General features: G+C 57.4%; 18 protein-coding genes. 9 read left to right on the top strand and 9 right to left on the bottom strand.

Annotated features, from left to right (window positions below):
* Positions 1-4 precede the first annotated feature (4 nt).
* Complete coding sequence (locus tag SLH49_RS04095) at positions 5-916, top strand: endonuclease (RefSeq protein WP_320267884.1); 912 nt, start codon at positions 5-7, stop codon at positions 914-916.
* A gap of 88 nt (positions 917-1,004) precedes the next feature.
* Here the strand turns inward: SLH49_RS04095 and SLH49_RS04090 are convergent, their stop codons facing one another.
* Both SLH49_RS04090 and SLH49_RS04085 read right to left on the bottom strand, forming a co-directional pair.
* Positions 1,005-1,343 (bottom strand): hypothetical protein, encoded by a 339-nt coding sequence (locus tag SLH49_RS04090; protein WP_320267883.1) that lies wholly within the window; start codon positions 1,341-1,343, stop codon positions 1,005-1,007.
* Complete coding sequence (locus SLH49_RS04085) at positions 1,340-2,038, bottom strand: DUF599 domain-containing protein (RefSeq protein ID WP_320267882.1); 699 nt, start codon at positions 2,036-2,038, stop codon at positions 1,340-1,342. The genes SLH49_RS04090 and SLH49_RS04085 overlap by 4 nt, the downstream gene beginning before the upstream one ends.
* A gap of 89 nt (positions 2,039-2,127) precedes the next feature.
* Here SLH49_RS04085 and SLH49_RS04080 point away from each other — a divergent pair, with 89 nt between their 5' ends.
* From SLH49_RS04080 to SLH49_RS04060, 5 genes are all read left to right on the top strand, one after another.
* Positions 2,128-3,561, top strand: coding sequence for an FAD-linked oxidase C-terminal domain-containing protein (locus tag SLH49_RS04080; protein ID WP_320267881.1), 1,434 nt, complete (start codon positions 2,128-2,130; stop codon positions 3,559-3,561).
* 60 nt (positions 3,562-3,621) lie between these two features.
* Positions 3,622-4,719 carry an FAD-binding protein gene (locus SLH49_RS04075; RefSeq protein ID WP_320267880.1) on the top strand — a complete coding sequence of 366 codons (1,098 nt, stop codon included), beginning with the start codon at positions 3,622-3,624 and terminating at the stop codon, positions 4,717-4,719.
* Positions 4,719-6,038, top strand: a complete 1,320-nt coding sequence (gene glcF, locus SLH49_RS04070) for a glycolate oxidase subunit GlcF (RefSeq protein ID WP_320267879.1) — start codon at positions 4,719-4,721, stop codon at positions 6,036-6,038. The genes SLH49_RS04075 and glcF overlap by 1 nt, the downstream gene beginning before the upstream one ends.
* Before the next feature lie 68 nt (positions 6,039-6,106).
* Positions 6,107-6,919: a trypsin-like serine peptidase gene (locus SLH49_RS04065; protein ID WP_320267878.1), complete on the top strand. Its 813-nt coding sequence runs from the start codon at positions 6,107-6,109 to the stop codon at positions 6,917-6,919.
* A gap of 129 nt (positions 6,920-7,048) precedes the next feature.
* The gene (locus SLH49_RS04060) at positions 7,049-7,516 is read left to right on the top strand and encodes an Hsp20 family protein (RefSeq protein ID WP_320267877.1); all 468 of its coding nucleotides are present in this window, start codon (positions 7,049-7,051) and stop codon (positions 7,514-7,516) included.
* A 79-nt stretch (positions 7,517-7,595) separates the two neighbouring features.
* Here the strand turns inward: SLH49_RS04060 and polA are convergent, their stop codons facing one another.
* On the bottom strand, positions 7,596-10,394 hold the full coding sequence (gene polA / locus SLH49_RS04055) for a DNA polymerase I (RefSeq protein WP_320267876.1): 2,799 nt from the start codon (positions 10,392-10,394) through the stop codon (positions 7,596-7,598).
* Positions 10,395-10,455: 61 nt separating this feature from the next.
* Positions 10,456-10,638: a zinc-finger domain-containing protein gene (locus SLH49_RS04050; RefSeq protein ID WP_320267875.1), complete on the bottom strand. Its 183-nt coding sequence runs from the start codon at positions 10,636-10,638 to the stop codon at positions 10,456-10,458.
* Between the two features lie 88 nt (positions 10,639-10,726).
* On the opposite strand from SLH49_RS04050, the gene SLH49_RS04045 reads away from it, so the two are divergent.
* On the top strand, positions 10,727-11,656 hold the full coding sequence (locus SLH49_RS04045; protein ID WP_320267874.1) for an ABC transporter ATP-binding protein: 930 nt from the start codon (positions 10,727-10,729) through the stop codon (positions 11,654-11,656).
* A gap of 6 nt (positions 11,657-11,662) precedes the next feature.
* Here the strand turns inward: SLH49_RS04045 and SLH49_RS04040 are convergent, their stop codons facing one another.
* Together SLH49_RS04040 and SLH49_RS04035 are read right to left on the bottom strand one after the other, a co-directional pair.
* Positions 11,663-12,025, bottom strand: coding sequence for an HIT domain-containing protein (locus SLH49_RS04040; protein WP_320267873.1), 363 nt, complete (start codon positions 12,023-12,025; stop codon positions 11,663-11,665).
* Positions 12,026-12,033: 8 nt separating this feature from the next.
* Positions 12,034-13,611, bottom strand: coding sequence for a DUF5928 domain-containing protein (locus SLH49_RS04035; RefSeq protein WP_320267872.1), 1,578 nt, complete (start codon positions 13,609-13,611; stop codon positions 12,034-12,036).
* A gap of 126 nt (positions 13,612-13,737) precedes the next feature.
* Here SLH49_RS04035 and SLH49_RS04030 point away from each other — a divergent pair, with 126 nt between their 5' ends.
* Together SLH49_RS04030 and SLH49_RS04025 are read left to right on the top strand one after the other, a co-directional pair.
* The gene (locus tag SLH49_RS04030; RefSeq protein WP_320267871.1) at positions 13,738-14,535 is read left to right on the top strand and encodes a sulfotransferase family protein; all 798 of its coding nucleotides are present in this window, start codon (positions 13,738-13,740) and stop codon (positions 14,533-14,535) included.
* An 89-nt stretch (positions 14,536-14,624) separates the two neighbouring features.
* The gene (locus SLH49_RS04025; protein WP_320267870.1) at positions 14,625-15,344 is read left to right on the top strand and encodes a hypothetical protein; all 720 of its coding nucleotides are present in this window, start codon (positions 14,625-14,627) and stop codon (positions 15,342-15,344) included.
* A 61-nt stretch (positions 15,345-15,405) separates the two neighbouring features.
* Here SLH49_RS04025 and SLH49_RS04020 read toward each other — a convergent pair whose 3' ends face one another.
* The 3 genes from SLH49_RS04020 to nth all read right to left on the bottom strand — a co-directional run bounded on the left by SLH49_RS04020 (position 15,406) and on the right by nth (position 18,446).
* Positions 15,406-16,608: a C4-dicarboxylate ABC transporter substrate-binding protein gene (locus SLH49_RS04020; RefSeq protein WP_320267869.1), complete on the bottom strand. Its 1,203-nt coding sequence runs from the start codon at positions 16,606-16,608 to the stop codon at positions 15,406-15,408.
* 208 nt (positions 16,609-16,816) lie between these two features.
* A complete protein-coding gene (locus SLH49_RS04015; RefSeq protein WP_320267868.1) occupies positions 16,817-17,806 on the bottom strand; it encodes an adenosine kinase in 990 nt (329 codons plus the stop codon).
* Positions 17,793-18,446: an endonuclease III gene (gene nth / locus SLH49_RS04010; protein WP_320267867.1), complete on the bottom strand. Its 654-nt coding sequence runs from the start codon at positions 18,444-18,446 to the stop codon at positions 17,793-17,795. The genes SLH49_RS04015 and nth overlap by 14 nt, the downstream gene beginning before the upstream one ends.
* Positions 18,447-18,496: the final 50 nt, after the last annotated feature.

Raw genomic sequence — 18,496 nt, 5'->3', positions numbered from 1 at the left:
TCCGGTGCTGCTGACATTTTTTAAAGCCTTTGCGGTTGTGCTTCTGATCCTGCTGACGATGGTGGGCTGCCAGACGATCCGCAATTCGGGGAATACACCGCTGGGCTCAGCGCCGCCCGATACGTTGCGAGTTGCCACATACAACGTGCATTACATCGTGCTGGAGCGCGAAACCGGCCCATGGTCTGTTGGAGATTGGGAGCGTCGCAAGGGCCCGTTGGATAGCGCATTCAAAGCCATCGACGCTGACATCATTGGCTTTCAGGAGATGGAGAGCTTTTCGTTTCGGACCAATCAGGTCAACCTGACCCTGGACTGGCTGCGCGACAACAACCCGGGCTTTGCGGCCGCAGCTGTAGGTGATCCGACCACGTTCCCGTCAACCCAGCCGATCTTTTACCGCACCGCTCGGCTTGAGCTGTTGGACCACGGGTGGTTCTTCTTTTCCGAGACGCCGGATGTGATCTATTCGCGGACCTTCAATGGCTCCTTCCCCGCCTTCGCCTCCTGGGCGCAATTTCAGGACCGTGCCACCGGCGCAGCCTTCCGCGTCATCAATATCCATACGGATTTCGCGAGCCGCTCGAACCGTATCCAATCGGTAGAACTTGTTGTGGAACGCGCCACGCCTTGGATTGAGACCGGTGAGACGCTTTTTGTGATCGGGGATCTGAATGGCCGTCTTGGAGATCGGGTCGTCAACATCCTCGCTGATGCTGGCCTAGACTTTGCCCCAGTGCAGGGGGCCACATATCACTTTAACCGCGGCCTGAACCTCTTTGGCGCCATCGACCATGTCTCGGTTACTGGAGAAGCCACATTGGCGGGCGACCCTATCGTCTTGCGGCGAAAGTTTGATGGTGAATGGCCAACAGACCATTATCCGGTAATCGCCGACTACCGTCTGTGGCAATAAGACACGGTTCTGGAGCAGATAGCCAGATGTGCGTGTCGTGGCCGCCTGCCGGACTGTTGGAAATCCGGGCCAGTGGCCAAAACCCCGATCACTCCATCAATCGGACCTCAAACAATTCATCTGACCAGCCATGCACGTTGCAGCGGGCGCGGACGAAAATGGATGTCGCGCCATCTGGGATATGCACGCCGGAGAGCGATCGCGTGAATGGCATCTCATTCACATGCGGATGCGCGAGTTCGCGGATGCCAAGGCTATTGCCATCAGCATCCAGCACTTCCCAACCATCGGCGTAGTGATCCCAGCCGGTATCGGGGTGATCCAGCGTGACACTGACCCGGTCTCCTTGGACAGTCACGTCCAATACAGTGGGAAGATCGGCAAAGGCGGGGGCCGCAAGCAGGGCCAACAAGACTGCATATTTCATGAAGTGTCCTTTAGCAGGATTTGCCGGGGCAGTGATGCAAATTCCCGTGACCAGACGATCCAGACAACGGCAACAGTCGCAATAATCAATGCCACGGCGCCCAAAAGCCAGGCCAGCGCGCCAAGCGCGAAATACATGGCACGCAGGCCCCGATTGAAATTGACCGCAGCGCGGATATTCAACTCCGCCGCCTGTGCAGCCCTCGGATAGGCCACCGGATCATTGGGGTCGTTGGGGACCGCTGCCATCAGCACCGCACAATAGCCAAAGACGCGGTTCGCCCAGACAAATTTCAAGAACGCATTGGCCAAAAAAAGCGCCACGAGCCCCAGCTTCAATTGCCAGACCAACACCGGCACCGGCATTTCGACGACCTCAGCCGCGACACCCTGTAAAGGCGCGGTATTGCCAACCAGGGCCAACACCCCACCAATTGCCAACAGGCAGGTTGAGGCGAAGAATGCCGTGCCCTGCCGCAGCCCGCCCAGGATCTGGCTGTCAAAGATGCGTGGATCACGTGTGACAAAGACCTTCATCCAATCCCGCCGCCGCTCTGCCATCAGGATGGTGACGGATGGACGTTTGGCGCCGGGATGCTCGATCAACCAACCAATGCCCAGCCAGCACAGCACAATGGCCCCCGCTGCCACCCAATCCAGCAACGACAGCGCCGCGATATGATCCACGATTTGCATCAATGTTTATGTAACTCCCTTCGTTCAGACTTGCCATGATGCAAAATTGGTAATATATTTTTACCAATCAGACATGGAGGAGTCGGTCGATGGAAATGCCAGCCCCGGACGCCAGCGTATTGTCGCGCAAGGATTACATCGTTGAACGGCTCCGCGCGGTTCTGCCGCAAGGTGCTGTGATTTCTGACATTTCCGAGACACGCGCCTATGAATGCGATGCGCTGACGGCCTACAAATGCCCACCTCTCTGCGCAGTCCTGCCTGCCAATACCGAAGAAGTCGCGGCGGTCATGAAGGTCTGCCATGAACTTGAGGTCCCCGTCGTGCCGCGCGGGTCCGGCACATCGCTGGCCGGTGGCGCTTTGCCCACAGCAGACAGTGTCATCCTGGGCGTGGCGCGCATGAATCAGGTGATCGAGACGAACTATGATGACCGCTACATCAAGGTGCAGACGGGCCGTACGAACCTTTCGGTCACCGGCGCGGTTGAGGCAAACGGTTTTTTCTACGCGCCCGACCCGTCCAGCCAGCTGGCATGCGCGATTGCGGGCAATATCGCGATGAATTCCGGCGGCGCGCATTGCCTGAAATATGGCGTGACGACGAACAACCTGATGGGCGTCACGATGGTCATGATGGACGGCACCGTCGTCGAAATCGGCGGGGCGCATCTGGATTCCGGCGGGCTCGATCTACTAGGCCTGATCTGCGGATCGGAAGGTCAGTTGGGTGTCGTGACCGAAGCAACCTTGCGCATCCTGCACAAACCCGAAGGCGCGCGGCCGGTTCTGATGGGTTATGACAGTTCGGAAGTGGCCGGTCAGGTGGTCACCGACATCATCAAGGCGGGCATCCTGCCCGTGGCCATTGAGTTCATGGACCGCCCCTGCATCGAGGCCACCGAAGCCTTTGCGAAAGCGGGCTATCCGATGTGCGAAGCGTTGCTGATAGTCGAGGTCGAAGGATCGGAAGCGGAGATTGACGCGCAACTCAAACTGATCATGGAGATTGCCGCCAAGCACAACCCTGTGGAATTGCGCGAAGCGAAAGATGCTGACGAGGCCGGGCGCATCTGGTTGGGGCGCAAATCCGCCTTTGGCGCGATGGGCCAGATCAACGACTACATGTGCCTTGATGGGACGATCCCCGTGTCATCTCTGCCATTTGTGCTGAAGCGTATAGGCGAGATGTCGAAGGAGTTTGGATTGGATGTGGCCAACGTCTTCCACGCGGGCGACGGTAACATGCATCCGCTGATCCTGTTTGACGCCAACAAGCCCGGCGATCTGGAGCTTTGCGAGCGGTTCGGCGCTGAGATTCTGAAGCTGTGCGTTGAGGTCGGCGGGTGTCTGACCGGCGAACATGGCGTGGGCATCGAAAAACGCGATCTGATGAATGTACAGTTTGACCCGGTTGATCTGGAGGCGCAGATGGCCGTCAAGGATGTGTTTGACCCCAAATGGCTGCTGAACGCGGCGAAGGTGTTCCCGCTCGATACATCCTCTGAACGTCGGGCTGCTTAGGGGCTTAGCCCCTCGGGCTGACGCCCTCACCCCAGGATATTTTTGGCCAAAAGAGGTTCAATGACACCGACTAGCGAAGAAGAATTGTCCGAGATCATCGCGGGCAGCAATGGCCCGTTGCGGATCAAGGGCGGCGGTACGCGGCCCATCGGGAAAACCGACGGGGCGGACCTGTCACTGGCTGGCATGTCGGGCATTACACTCTATGAGCCGGGCGCGCTGACAATTGTTGCCAAGGCAGGCACACCGGTGGCGGAGATTGAAGCGAAACTTGCCAAGGAAAATCAGCGGCTTGCGTTTGAGCCGATGGACCACCGTGCGTTGCTGGGCACTAAGGGTGAGCCGACCATTGGCGGTGTCGTTTCAGCCAATGTCTCTGGCCCGCGCCGCATCTCCGTGGGTGCTTGCCGCGATTTCATGTTGGGCATTCAGATGGTCGATGGGGCCGGCAATATCGTCAAGAACGGAGGCCGCGTGATGAAAAACGTCACCGGTTATGACCTTGTGAAGCTGATGACCGGCGCTTACGGCACTTTGGGCGTGCTGACGGAAGTGTCCATGAAAGTGCTGCCCGATGTGGCGGCGCAGGCCATGCTGGTACTGGATGGGCTGGATGATACACAGGCGGTCGCTGCAATGTCTGCAGCGTTGTCATCGCCTTATGAGGTCACAGGCGTGGCGCACGACCCGCAAAAGGCCAAGACCCTTTTCCGGCTCGAAGGATTTCCGGATTCCATTGCCTATCGTGCAGAGGCGCTGACAAAGCACCTCGCCAAATTCGGTGCTGCCGAAACGATTGACGACACGGAAAACGTGAAAATGGCATGGGCCGACATTCGTGATGTCCGCGGCTTTGCGGGTCAGGACGGGGATGTCTGGCGGATTTCAGCAAAACCGTCGGATACGCCGGGTCTTGTTGCAAAGGTCGGCGCGAAAGCGGTGCAATATGATTGGGGCGGCGGATTGATCTGGGCACTGACCGACACTGGGCGCGACATTCGTGGGTCTTTGGGCGAGTTTGACGGGCATGCCACATTGATCCGAGGGGACGCAGTGCCAACCTTCCATCCCGAACCCGCGCGGCTTGCCTCAATCTCGGCCGGCTTAAGGGAAAAATTCGATCCGCGCGGCATCCTCAACCCGGGGCTGATGAACTGATGCAGACGACATTCACACCCGAACAGCTCAAAGACCCTGGCATCCAAAGGTCCAATGAAATCCTGCGGACCTGCGTGCATTGCGGGTTTTGCACGGCGACCTGCCCGACATATCAGGTGCTCGGGGATGAACTCGACAGCCCACGTGGGCGGATTTACCTGATCAAGGACATGCTCGAAAATGAGCGGAAGCCGGATGAGAAAACGGTCAAGCATATTGATCGTTGTCTGTCCTGCCTTGCTTGCATGACAACCTGCCCGTCAGGCGTGCACTATATGCATCTGGTCGATCATGCGCGTGCCTATATCGAAAAGAACTATGACAGGCCCTGGTCCGACCGCGCGTTGCGCTGGCTGCTCGCCCGCATTCTGCCTTATCCGACGCGGTTCCGCCTTGCCCTGTTGGGCGCGAAGATCGGGCGACCTTTTTCGCGGCTAATACCCGATGCGCGGCTGCGCGCGATGTTGGATATGGCGCCCAAAGTGATTCCGCCGGTCAGCCGCAATGACGATCCACAGACCTTTCCGGCGGAAAACAAGAAGATGCGCGTGGCACTCATGACCGGCTGCGCTCAGAAGGCGCTGAACACGGATATCAACGACGCCACCATCCGCCTGCTCACCCGTCTGGGCGCAGAGGTTGTCGTAGCGGAAGGGGCCGGGTGCTGCGGGGCGCTGACCCATCACATGGGCAAGGAAGATGAAAGCCACGCAACTGCCGCCAAAAACATCCGCGCCTGGGCGCGAGAGATGGATGGCGATGGCCTTGATGCCATCGTCATTAACACCTCTGGCTGCGGGACCACGGTGAAGGATTACGGCCACATGTTCCGCAACGATGCCTTGGCCGCAGATGCCGCCCGCATCGCTGACATCGCGATGGATGTGTCCGAAATCCTGATGAAACTCGATTTGCCGGAGGGCGCTGATAAGGGCACCAAGGTCGCTTATCACGCCGCCTGCTCGCTCCAGCATGGACAGCAGATCAAGACCTATCCCAAAGACTTGCTGAAGAAGGCCGGGTTTACGGTGCTTGAGCCTGCGGATAGCCATCTGTGTTGCGGGTCGGCGGGGACGTATAACCTGATGCAGCCGGAAATCTCGAAGCAGCTGAAAGACCGCAAGGTGCAGACGCTGGAGGCGCTGACACCCGATATCATTGCGGCAGGTAATATCGGCTGCATGATGCAGATCGGCGGTGCGACGGAGGTGCCGATTGTCCACACTGTCGAGTTGCTGGATTGGGCAACAGGTGGCCCGCAACCCCCGGCCCTTACAGCACCCGGCAAACGCGAACCGGCCATTCCCATCCTGCGTTAGATCTCGCGACTTTTATGCCATAAATCTGCCGTAACTCTCGCCCATCTTGCATCTAAAGGAAGGTGGACATGACGCGGCGATTTCTTTTTGGTTTTGTATTCATGATGATAGGTGCTGTCATGGCACCCGCGCAGGAATCGGACCTGATCTCGCTTGAAACGCGCCAAGACAGCCAAGGCTGGGAGGCGGTCGGGCGGCTCGACATTCGTGGCAAAGGGTTTTGCACGGCCGCACTGATCCGTGACCGGTTGATCCTGACTGCCGCACATTGCCTTTTTGATGACGATGGCAGCCTGATACCGGCAGAGCGTTTTGAGTTCCGCGCGGGCCTGCGCGACGGGCGCGCCGCCGCCACACGCAGCATCACCCGCGCCATCGCGCATCCCGACTACACCCATAATGGCGAGGCGACGCGCCCCGCCGAGGTGGCAAAGGACATCGCCGTGCTTGAGCTTGACCGCCCCATTCGCGCTGTCAGGATGCGCCCCTACCTGATTGCGGAGCAGCCGTTGACCGGTGATCAGGTCGGCGTTGTCTCCTATGGCCGGGGCCGCGAAGACGCGCCCAGCCTGCAAGAGGTCTGTCAGGTCCTCGGGCGTCAGACCGGCGTGATCGTGATGACCTGCGATGTCGAATATGGCTCAAGCGGGTCACCCGTTTTCATGATGCGCGATGGGCAGACCAAGATCGCATCCGTCGTCTCGGCCATGGCGCAGGTTGACGGGCGCAAGGTCGCTTTGGGCACGTCCTTGCAAGGCCCGCTCACCAGCCTGCTTGCGCATTTTGCCGCGATGGGGCCGGCGCGCCCCGGCGGCACGCAGCGCCTGATCAGCACTGGCGAACGCAATGACACAGGTGCGAAATTCATCAGCGCCGACTAGGGTCTTGAAAGCGCAATCATCCCTTCCCAAGTACTGATCAGCAGGGCGCCAAAGATGGGCTCTGCAATCAACCGGTTTGTCCCGGATGGGAAAACCAAAACTGTTATCGCTTGATAAAGGATGACCCAAATGCGCAGTTTTGATCTTACACCGCTGTACCGTGCCACCGTTGGCTTTGACCAAATCGCTGATCTGATGGATCGCGCCCTTGCCAGTGACGTCGGCCAGAACAGCTACCCCCCCTACAATATCGAAAAGACCGATGACGATGCCTGGCGGATTTCTATCGCCGTGGCCGGTTTCTCGGAAAACGACCTCGCCATTGAGCTCAAAGACCGCGCGCTCCTTGTGACGGCACGCAAGGCCGAGGATGGCGCAGATCGCAAATACCTGCATCGCGGCATCGCCACCCGCGCGTTTGAGCGGCGTTTCCACCTCGCCGATCACGTGAAGGTCACTGGTGCCAGCCACGAAAATGGCATGTTGCACATCGATCTAGTGCGTGAAGTGCCTGAGGCGCTGAAACCCCGTCGGATTGAGATCGCCTCGTCTGGCAAGACAGCTGCCAACCTGGTGGAAGCCAAGTCAGTCAACTAAGGCTTCGACACTTTCGTGATCGCAAAATCCTTCGAAGGATTTTGTTCAGAGTTTTCGATAATTCTGGCGGGCCGCGGCGCTAATGCGCTGCGGCCCAATTTGCTCCCTGCCCTGCATCCACCGCGAGCTTGACGTCAAGTTTCACGGCCGGGTCGCTCGCTCCTTCCATTACATCGCGAGCGATACCAATCAGATCATCGACTGCCCCTTCTTCGACTTCGAACAGCAGTTCGTCATGGACCTGCAGTAGCATTTTCGCAGGCACGCCTTTGATCGCCGCGGGCATGCGGATCATCGCCCGCCTGATCACATCAGCGGCTGTGCCTTGGATGGGCGCGTTGATGGCTGCTCGGCGGGCAAAGCCCGCATGTGGGCCTTTCGCATTGATCTCTGGCGTATTGATCTTCCGACCGAAGAGCGTCTCCACATAGGTGTTGTCTTTCGCAAAGGTGATCGTGTCGTCCATGTATTTGCGGATACCGGGGAACCGCTCAAAATACCGGTCGATGAAGCCTTGCGCCTCACCCCGTGGAATACGCAGGTTCCGCGCCAGGCCAAAGCCGGAGATCCCGTAAATCACACCGAAATTGATCGCCTTGGCCTGACGCCTGATTTCCGGCGTCATGTCATCCAGCGGCACGTCGAACATTTCGGACGCCGTCATCGCGTGAATGTCGATCCCATCCAGAAATGCCTGTTTCAGCGCATCGATCCCGGCGATATGCGCCAGAATGCGCAGCTCGATCTGGCTGTAATCGAGGCTGACGATCACCTTGCCATCTTCAGCCACAAAAGCCTCTCTGATCCGCCGCCCCTCTTCGGTCCGCACCGGGATGTTCTGCAGGTTTGGGTCGGTTGAGGCGAGCCGCCCGGTATTGGCACCCGCAATCGAATAGGAGGTATGCACGCGGCCAGTATCCGGGTTGATGTGGTTTTGCAGCGCGTCGGTGTAGGTCGATTTCAGCTTGGACAATTGCCGCCAATCGAGGATCAGACCCGGCAATTCATGCTCGGTCGCCAGATCCTCCAGCACATCCGCTCCGGTGCCATAGGCGCCTGTCTTGCCCTTTTTGCCGCCGGGCAGACCCAGCTCGTCAAACAGGATTTCGCCCAACTGCTTGGGCGAGCCGACGTTGAACTGCCGTCCAGCCTTTTCCTGAATCTCATCCTCCAGCCCCGCCATTTTCTGGGCGAAGGCGTTGGACATGCGGCTGAGCGTGTCGCGATCCACCTTGATCCCGTCACGCTCCATCTGCGCAAGGACCGGGATCAGGGGCCGCTCCAGCGTTTCGTAAACGGTCGTGACCCGTTTGACATGCAATTGTGGCTTGAAGTGTTGCCACAGGCGCAAGGTGATATCCGCATCCTCGGCCGCATAGGCGGTGGCCTTATCAATCGGAACCCGGTCAAAGGTAATGGCGGATTTCCCGCTGCCCAGAAGCGGTTTGATTGGAATGGGGGTATGGCCCAGATACCGCTCTGACAAGATATCCATACCGTGGTTATGCAGGCCACCATGCATCGCATAGGACATCAGCATCGTGTCATCGATCGGGGCCACATCCACGCCATATCGCGCAAAGATCTTGGCATCATACTTCATATTCTGCCCGATCTTGAGGATCGCGGGATCCTCCAGAACCGGCTTCAATGTCGCGAGGCAGGCCTCCATCGGCATCTGCCCCTCGGCAATGTCGTCAGAACCGAAAAGATCATCCGATGCGGCAGCTTTGTGCGTCAGCGGGATGTAGCACGCCTCCCCCGGTTCAACGCAAAGCGAGATGCCGACAAGATCAGCAATCATCTCATTCAGGCCAGTGGTTTCCGTATCAACCGCCACATAGCCACGCTCGCGAATACGGACGACCCAGTCCTGCAAGGCGGCTTCATCGGTGACAGAAGTGTATTTCTCAGCGTCAAACGGCACCGCTTCGGGTGTCGCGGTTGTGGCCTCGGGTGCGGGTGCCTCAATCACCGGTGCCTCTACACCCAGCTTGTCGGCGATGCGTTTGGTGACGGTCCGAAACTCCATTTCGGCCAGAAAGCCCATCAGAACATCGGCATCCGGTTCCTTGACCTCCAGATCATCCAAACCGAAATCCAGGGTCATCTCGCAATCGAGTTGAACGAGCTTCTTCGACAACTCGATCTGCGCGCGGTGATCAATCAGCGTCTGCCGACGCTTAGGCTGCTTGATCTCTTCGGCGCGGTCGAGCAGGCTTTCCAGGTCGCCAAATTCATTGATCAGAAGTGCTGCGGTCTTGATCCCGATGCCTGGCGCGCCGGGCACGTTGTCGACACTGTCGCCTGCGAGAGCCTGCACATCCACGACACGCTCTGGCCCCACTCCGAATTTCTCGAACACACCATCGCGGTCGATCCGTTTGTTCTTCATCGGGTCGAGCATCTCGACCCCGTCGCCCACCAATTGCATCAGGTCCTTGTCCGACGACACAATGGTCACCCGCCCACCGGCGGCGCGGGCCTGATGCGACAAGGTGCCGATGATATCGTCGGCCTCAAACCCTTCCATCTCTTCACAGGCGATGTTGAAGGCCTTGGTCGCGGTGCGGGTCAGCGGGATTTGCGGACGCAAATCCTCGGGCATTTCATCCCGATTTGCTTTGTACTGATCATACATTTCGTTACGAAATGTGTGACTGCCCTTGTCAAAAATGACCGCCACATGGGTGGCCGCATCAGGGCCGCTATTCGCCTCCACATAACGTTGCAGCATGTTCACAAAACCGCTGACCGCACCCACCGGCAAACCATCTGATTTGCGCGTCAGAGGCGGCAAGGCATGATAAGCGCGAAAGATAAATGCAGAGCCATCGATCAGATGCAGATGACAGCCTTTGCCGAATTGGGTTGTCATGACATGGCTCCTTTGCGTGGAAATGCTTTCGTTTTGCCACGATCAGGACAAGGCTGCCAGATCAGACTTTCCCTTCAAAATCCCGATGGATGATCTTGGCGTCGCAGTAAGGGCATTCGACCCAGCCGCGATCCTGCGGGATTTGCAGCCAGACCCGTGGATGGCCCAGCGCGCCTTCGCCGCCGTCGCAGGCCACGCGCCACTCATCCACAATGCGGGTCTCGGGGGCGGGTGTTGTCGTCATCGCGCGTCCTGTCTGCTTGCGGCGGGTCGCGGCCCGCTTTAGATCATCGCGGGTATAGCGCAGCCCAATCCTTGGGGGAAGTACCCGTATGACCGACAATGCCATCGAAATTCAGGGTCTGAAAAAGACTTATGCGGGTACCGGCAAAGCGCCCGCAAAAGAGGCGCTGAAAGGCATTGACCTGACCATCCCGCGCGGGTCGATTTTCGGGCTGTTGGGCCCGAATGGCGCCGGTAAATCGACGCTGATCAATATCCTTGCCGGGCTGGTGGTGAAGTCGGCAGGCACGGTCAAGATCTGGGGCTTTGATCAGGATAAGAACCCGCGCCAATCACGCGCGGCAATCGGGGTGATGCCGCAGGAACCGAATCTCGATCCGTTCTTTACGCCCGCAGGGTCGCTTGATGTGCAGGCAGGGCTTTACGGTGTCCCGAAGGCGCAGCGGCGGACGGCGGAAATTCTCGACCTGATCGGCCTGACCGACAAGGCGGATGCCTATGCGCGGTCGCTTTCGGGCGGGATGCGGCGGCGGCTTTTGTTGGGCAAGGCGCTCGTCCATTCGCCGCAAATCCTCGTTCTGGATGAACCAACGGCCGGGGTGGATATCGAATTGCGCAACATGCTTTGGCAAAATGTCCGCAAACTCAACGAACAGGGCATGACGATCATCCTGACGACCCATTACCTCGAAGAGGCGGAAGAGATGTGCGACGATATCGCGATCATCAATCATGGGGAGGTGATCATCCGCGACTCGACCCAAAACCTGCTGGGGCGCTTGGACAGCAAAACGCTGGTGATCACGCCCGCACATCCGGCGGAGTTGCCCGCCCTGCCGGAAGAGATCAAAGGCGATAAAGCCGCTGACGGGACGCTGAGCTTTACGTATCAAAGCGAGAAAACGCCCGCCGATCAGATCCTGTCGCTCGTCCGTGATGCGGGCATCATGATCAAGGATGTCCGCACGCAAGAGGCTGATCTGGAGGACGTTTTTCTGTCACTCACAAGGGCGCAATAGGCGCGCCTAACCCTGTAGCATGCGCCCCAATTGCCGCCCGCCGATGATGTGCATGTGGTAATGCGGCACGTCCTGAACACCATGCGTCCGCGTGTTGCTGATTGCGCGGAAACCTCCATCGGTGTCGGTCAAGCGGCACACTTCGGCCACGGCTTGCATGAACCCCACCTGCTCTTCGGGCGATGCATCGCGTGCGAAGTGATCAAGACTGACATAAGGTCCCTTGGGGATCACCAGCACATGGACCGGGGCCTGTGGGTTGATGTCATTAAAGGCCAAAGCGTGGTCGTTTTCGTAAACCGTCTGGTTGGGAATTTCCCCACGTAGAATTTTGGCAAAGATGTTCTGATCGTCGTAGCTGTAGTCCATCGGGATCCTCAATCAACAAAGAGATGCGGGGTTTCGGCCAGTGTCCTGGCGACGTCACGATTGACGCTTAGGAATTGCACCAGAGCGTCGGCATTTTCGTCAACCGATGCGGTATCGGACATGCGGGTTGCGTTCGGAAAGTCGACATCACGGATGCTGTCGCGTTCAAAGATCATGTCATGTCGGATCGTGGGCAAAAGACGCGCCATCGTTGCCTCGCTCGTGTTCTCGCCAGCAAGGCCCACGCGTTTGGCGTGACCGATGAGATAGTCATCGTCAAAGCGGCATTCGATCTCAAGCAGGCGCACCACAGCCCGGTCGGTAAAGAAATCCTGCATGAGATCTAGGCTGGACGTATCAAGGCAAATCACCAAGCGATCACTGTCGTAATGGTCGAAAACCATCCGCATCAAAGCGCGGCGATGGCGGCTGCGTTTTTCCAGCGTCGTCTCAATACCGCCGAGATCAGGAAGTGGCGTGTCCTCTTCATTGAATAGATAGGCAACAGCGGGAATGATTGTGTGATGCTCAATCGCGGCCACAAGTCGTTTGGCCACATGCCATTTCTTGCAGGCAATCATTAAAAGCTCACGCCCACGACCCAAGGTCGTCTCGCGTTCCCAGAAACGCGGGGCAAACCGCCGGCCCACGCGACCGCGGCCGGTCAGAAACTCGAAGAGCCGCCGCCCTTCGTTAGAGATCACAAAGTCCATCCGATCGCTGGCATAAAGGTCGCCGAGCCGTTCCTGCAGATCATGCGCTTCGCTGCTGATCTTGCGCGCAAAAAGGCCGTCCTGCCCCAACAGCAGATCATAATGATCGTTGTAGAATGTCACCGGCATCCCGTAGTCGGTGAACATCAGAAATGTCAGGGTGCGGCTGTCAATCTCGCGTCCCGGCACCAGATGACGGGTGAGGGTCTGAAAAAAAGTCTCATCCGGGATCCAGGTGGTGCGGAAGAAGCGCATCACATCGGGGCGTTCTTTGATGAAACCCAGGATCGCCTCAATCGTGCGGCGGCGCAGACACCACCACTGACTGCCGATCATGATATCGAGATCAGCTGGAATGGGTCGCGTCAGTTTGAACCTTTGTTGAAGCTCCAGCGCGGTGTAAAACCTGCGCTTCTGCGTGCGTTCATTAAAGAAATGCCGGTAGATCAAACGCTCTTCGCGAAAACCGGTTTTGATCCAATTGCTTTTGAAGAAATCAAAACTCTCCACATAATCCATGTCATGCGCGTCAAGAAAACGGTGCGCATAGCCCGCCGATTTGATCGGCATGCAATCGCCCGACACCATGTAAAAATGCGTGGCCTTGGGAAAGGCGTCCACGGCAGCATTCACGGCGTAGAGCGTGGCTTGCACAAGACTCCATTCGCCCCAGCCGCATTTTGCCCGTTTGGCCGCAAAGACGACATTGGGATCATCGGCTAGTGCGGCACGGATCGCGGCATAATCCTCTGCATTCGCCGAGGCGTCAAAATGAACGGCCATGTAGTCGCCCGCCGCCGTCAGCCGCTTGGCCTGGCGAATGATCGCCTCGGGGTTCTTGTGACACAGAAGGATGTAAGCGATCTGAGCCATTTTTCCTCGTTGCGGGGTCCGTCCCGCTTCATAACGCGAAGAGGCGTTGAAATAACAGGGTTTCTTTGATTTGTAGTGTCAACAGTTGAAAGGGTGAGGCAGGTGGCGAATTTTCCAGGAACATGGATGACGTCCAGCGAAAGTGTCGTTTATCGGGTTGTCCCGAAATGCGCCTGCTCGACCATCGGCCAGATCATGTATTATTCAGATCACGGCGTGTTCTTTGATGGCGATATCCATGACGCCAAATCCGGTATCCACAAATGGGCGCTCGACGAAAGCAAGGACAGAATTCGCGCCAATGTCAAAGGCCATACAAGCTATGCCTTCACCTGTGTGCGCAACCCTTACACCCGGATCCTGTCGTCATTCTTTGACAAGATCTGCGGCATTCAGCGCAACGGGCAGTACTACAGGGGCAACCTTGTTCCGCTGCTAGTCCAGAAATACGGAATCGAAGTGGGTGACCCTGACACCGGTTTCGAATTCGATCAGATCAAAAGCTTTCGCCGTTTTCTTTTGTTCGCGCGTGACACGATCCGCTGGCGCCGCCCGATGGAGCCTGACATCCATTGGTCTGCCATGTCAGGCCATATCGCGACGTTTATCGTCAATGGGGGACGCTACGATCACATCTTCTGGACCGAGAAGTTCAACGATGGGATGCAGCGCGTCCTGAACGGGATCGAGACCAAGCATCCCATCACGCTGGCCGATATTCCAAGGTTCAATGAAAGCGAGGGGCACGGGCCCAAGCGTGCCCATCCAGTTGAAGACTACTTTGACGACCTCTCGATGCACATTGTCTACGAGATGTACAAAAAGGACTTCCGCATCTTCAAATACGATTTCGAAAATCCGTCCAACAAGATGCCAATTGGCCAGATCGATCTGGATGAGGTGCACGCAAAGCTGGGGCAATAACGGTTAACGGGTTGAGTTTTTGGACCTTTTGCGCCTCGACGCCTTCTAAAACCGAATTATATCGCAGCGCGATCAGCAAAGGTTCAACCATGTCCGTTGTGCTCATCCTTGGCAGTGGCCCGAATGTCGTGGAATGTCGCGACTGGTCGCGCGATCCATTTGACCGGATCGTGGCCATCAACAATGCCTGGGCCGTGCGACCGGATTGGGATGACCTCATTCACCCGGAGGATTTTCCAAAAGACAAATGCCCAGTTGATATTGCGGCCCACCAGCGAATCGTTACAGCGGCCGACTACGTACCGCTGCAAAACACTCTGGGCGGTTTTGTTTATGCCGGCGGTACGATGGCTTTTACTGCTGCTTATTGGGCACTTGCCTCATTGAAACCGCGTGTCATTGCCATGCTCGGATGCGACATGGTTTATCCGACGGGACCGAACACCCATTTCTACGGAAAGGGTGAAGCGGACCCTTTACGGATTGATATCTCGCTTCGGTCGCTTGAGGCAAAATCCGCGCGGCTAATGGCGATAGCGGCGCGCCAGAATTGCGCGATGGTGAACCTCTCCAAAGACGAAAGTCGCCTGCTATTGCCGCGCGCTACCCCGGAAACCCTCGGCGAAGCCACGATCAGCCCCGTTGACCAGAGCGTCGTGAAAGCCGCCTTGGCGGAAGAGACGCGGCTGAACTATTACGTCCCATCAGGCCGTTACTGGCTGGAGGAGGCACGGTTTGACACCGCAGCCATCGACGCGCTGGATGCGCTTTGGCTGAAGGCCGTCAATGCAACGCAAACGGTGCAGTGAAAGAACAAAGAGGCCGAAACATGTTCGGCCCCAACGTCTTATTTTCTGCTTTGCCGCTAACCTAAAAGTTTTGCGCCACGGTCTGCACAACCAGATTGTAAAGCTCTTGCGCCGGCACGCCTTCTACGCTGTTCTCGGCGATCCATCGTGCGGCGGTTGGTGCAGCAACCAGGCTATTGATCCGCGATTTGATCTCATCACCAAATGTCAGCTGAATGATGCTGCGGTCGTCCAAGGCAGGGAACCACGCCTGCATCGTGACGTTGGTATAGTGATCTACATAGTGATCCAAGGCTGGTTCGACCGAGGAGATCAGCGCCTCACGGTGTTCAGCACTCAGTGCGTCAAACGCCGGTGTGTTCATCACAACCGGGCAATTCGTCGTCCCAGGGTTCAGGTTTGTGGTCCACCAAGAGCCACTCTCAATCACGCCAAATGCCATATGCGCATGCGGAGCAAAGCTTGCCGCCGCAATTTCGCCTGAACGAAGGGCATCTGCCACGGCGGGTGCGGGAATTGTAATGGCTGTGGCACCGAGCGATTCAACCGCATCGCCAATCCCACCGGGGGCACGGATCGTCATCCGCGCAAAATCGGCAAGCGACGTGGGCGGCTGACCAGACCCCAAGAGGTTCTGCTGCGGTTGCGGCGACGGCATCAGCAATGTCGCATTCCAGCGGGCCATGTCAGCGATGGTGTAGGGATGCTCATAGACCGCGACGGAGACCGCCACCTCTTGCTCGAGCGTTGACACACCAAGGAAAGGCAATTCTAACACATTGAGAGACGGGTTCTTTTCCGGGTTATATCCGGCACAGAACTGCGCCATCTCAAACCGCCCTTGCGAAATGCCGTCCAGGTTTTCGACACTTGGGGACAGTTCACCACCATAAACAAGGTTCAGGGTGAAATCGCCTTCCGTCTTTTCGTCAACCAGTTCGGCGAGCTTTTCGAGATGCTCAGTAAACGCACGGCGCTGACCCCATAACGAAACGTTCCAGACAACCGGCCCGGTGTTCAGATCGGGGCAGCCATCGCCAAAGCATTCGACCTGATCGGCGCGCACATTGAGGCGACCAAGGATCGAGTCGATGACATATGTGTTGTTACTAAACTCCACCAAATTGCCAGCAATCGTATTCCCATCTGCCGTCTGCAGCGTGATTTCTTGCGCGGCAACCATGCCAGGCAAGGTTAACGCAACCAACGAGGCACAGAGCCCCGACCTAAGCGATTGCTGGGCGTACTTGACTACTTCAATCATACCGCATTCCCCATCTGACATCTCAACTTTCAAACGTGTCATTCCCGCAAAGCTGCTGCGTGCAATCCGCGGTCAGACCGCAAGTGATAAGCGCAACTGCTTCACTCTCCAACTCTCTTTGTTGAGCACCAATACGACAAAAATCAGCCGAAATATGGTTTATTGTTGGCTAAACAACCGCCTTACGCAAGGCAGGCGTCGTTCAAAACTAGATGAGCCCTTCAGCAGAGAACACGGTTCTGAGGTCCGATTTTGGTCTGGGGCCGATATGCCCGATGACCTCTGCCGCCGCGATAACGCCCATCCGCCCGCAGGTTTCGAGCGGCTGACCGGTGGCAAAACCATAAAGAAACCCGGCAGCAAACTGATCGCCCGCACCGGTGGCATCGACGGGCACAACCTTGCGCACAGGGACTTCGACTTGGTGGTCGCCCTGGCGCAAAATCACAGGATCGCCCGAACAGGTGCAGACGACCGTTTCGCAGACCGCGCTTGCCTGATGGAGTGCGGCACTCAGGTCGTCGGTCTCGTAGAGCGTGGTCCATTCGGCTGCATTCCCAACGACAAAATCCATATCCTCAGCCACGAGGCGCTGAAAATCGGCGCGATGCCTGTCGGCACAAAACGGATCGGACAGCGTGATGCCAGACCTTCCGCCGGCGGCACGCATGGATTGAGCCGCAGCCGTGAATGCAGTTTTTCCGTCATCCTTGTCGAAGAGGTAGCCTTCGAGAAATAGGATCTTGCTGTCATCGAACAGCGCTTCGGAGACGTCTGCCTGCCCCAAGTCAGCACCTGCTCCGAGATACGTGTTCATCGACCGTTCGCCATCGGGCGAGACAAAGATCATGGAACGTGATGTTGGCGCTTCAGCGTCGGCAGATGGCGGATTGGGAAAGGCCGTTCCTGCTTCCTCCATGCCCTTGGCATAGAACCGGCCAAGCGCATCATCCTTGACCTTGCCGATGAAGGCGGTGGAAAGGCCCAGGCTGCCCAGCCCCGCAATCGTATTTGCGACCGATCCACCAGGCGTTTCGGTCCGGTCGGTCATTGCGGCGTAAAGCACCTCGGCCCGGTCGCGTTCGACCAATTGCATGATGCCTTTCTCAATCCCCATATGGTCGAGGAATGTATCCGCGGCATGGCCAATCACATCAACAATCGCGTTGCCGATGCCAATCACGTCATAGTTGCTCATAAGTTTTGTCCTCAAACATACATAGATCACGGATCAGGCAGGCCGCGCATTTGGGTTTGCGTGCCACGCAGACATAGCGCCCGTGCAATATCATCCAGTGATGAGCATGAAGTTGATAGTCGGCAGGAATATGATCTTCGATGGCGCGCTCAACGGCACTCACGTCCTTGCCAACGGCCACACCGCTGCGGTTCCCAAAGCGAAAGATATGGGTGTCAACTGCCTGCGCCGGTTGGCGCCACCACATGTTCAAAACCACATTGGCCGTCTTGCGCCCCACACCGGGCAATGATTGCAACGCGGCGCGTGAATTCGGCACCTCGCCACCATATTCATCGACGAGGATCTGGCTCATCTTCATGACATTCTTGGCTTTTTGCCGGAAAAGGCCAATTGTCTTGATGTGCTCGGTCAGCCCATCAAGCCCCAGATCCAGCATCTTCTGCGGTGTGTCCGCCACTTTGAATAACGCCCGCGTAGCCTTGTTCACACCCGCATCGGTTGCCTGGGCCGATAGCGCAACCGCCACAACAAGGGTGTAGACATTTACATGTTCCAACTCACCCTTGGGTTCAGGTTCAGCGGCCTGAAAACGGGAAAAGATGTCTCGGATCGTATGGTAATCAAGCTGTTTTGCCATTGAGCCGGTATGCCTTGGCCGTTGTCAGGGGGCAAGCGCAAGATGCGCAA

Origin of the sequence: Cognatiyoonia sp. IB215446, from assembly GCF_033963825.1 — a bacterium.
Taxonomy (GTDB): Bacteria; Pseudomonadota; Alphaproteobacteria; order Rhodobacterales; family Rhodobacteraceae; genus Yoonia.
Note: the sequence above shows the minus strand (reverse complement) of the source record. Positions and strands in the feature narration are given on the sequence as shown.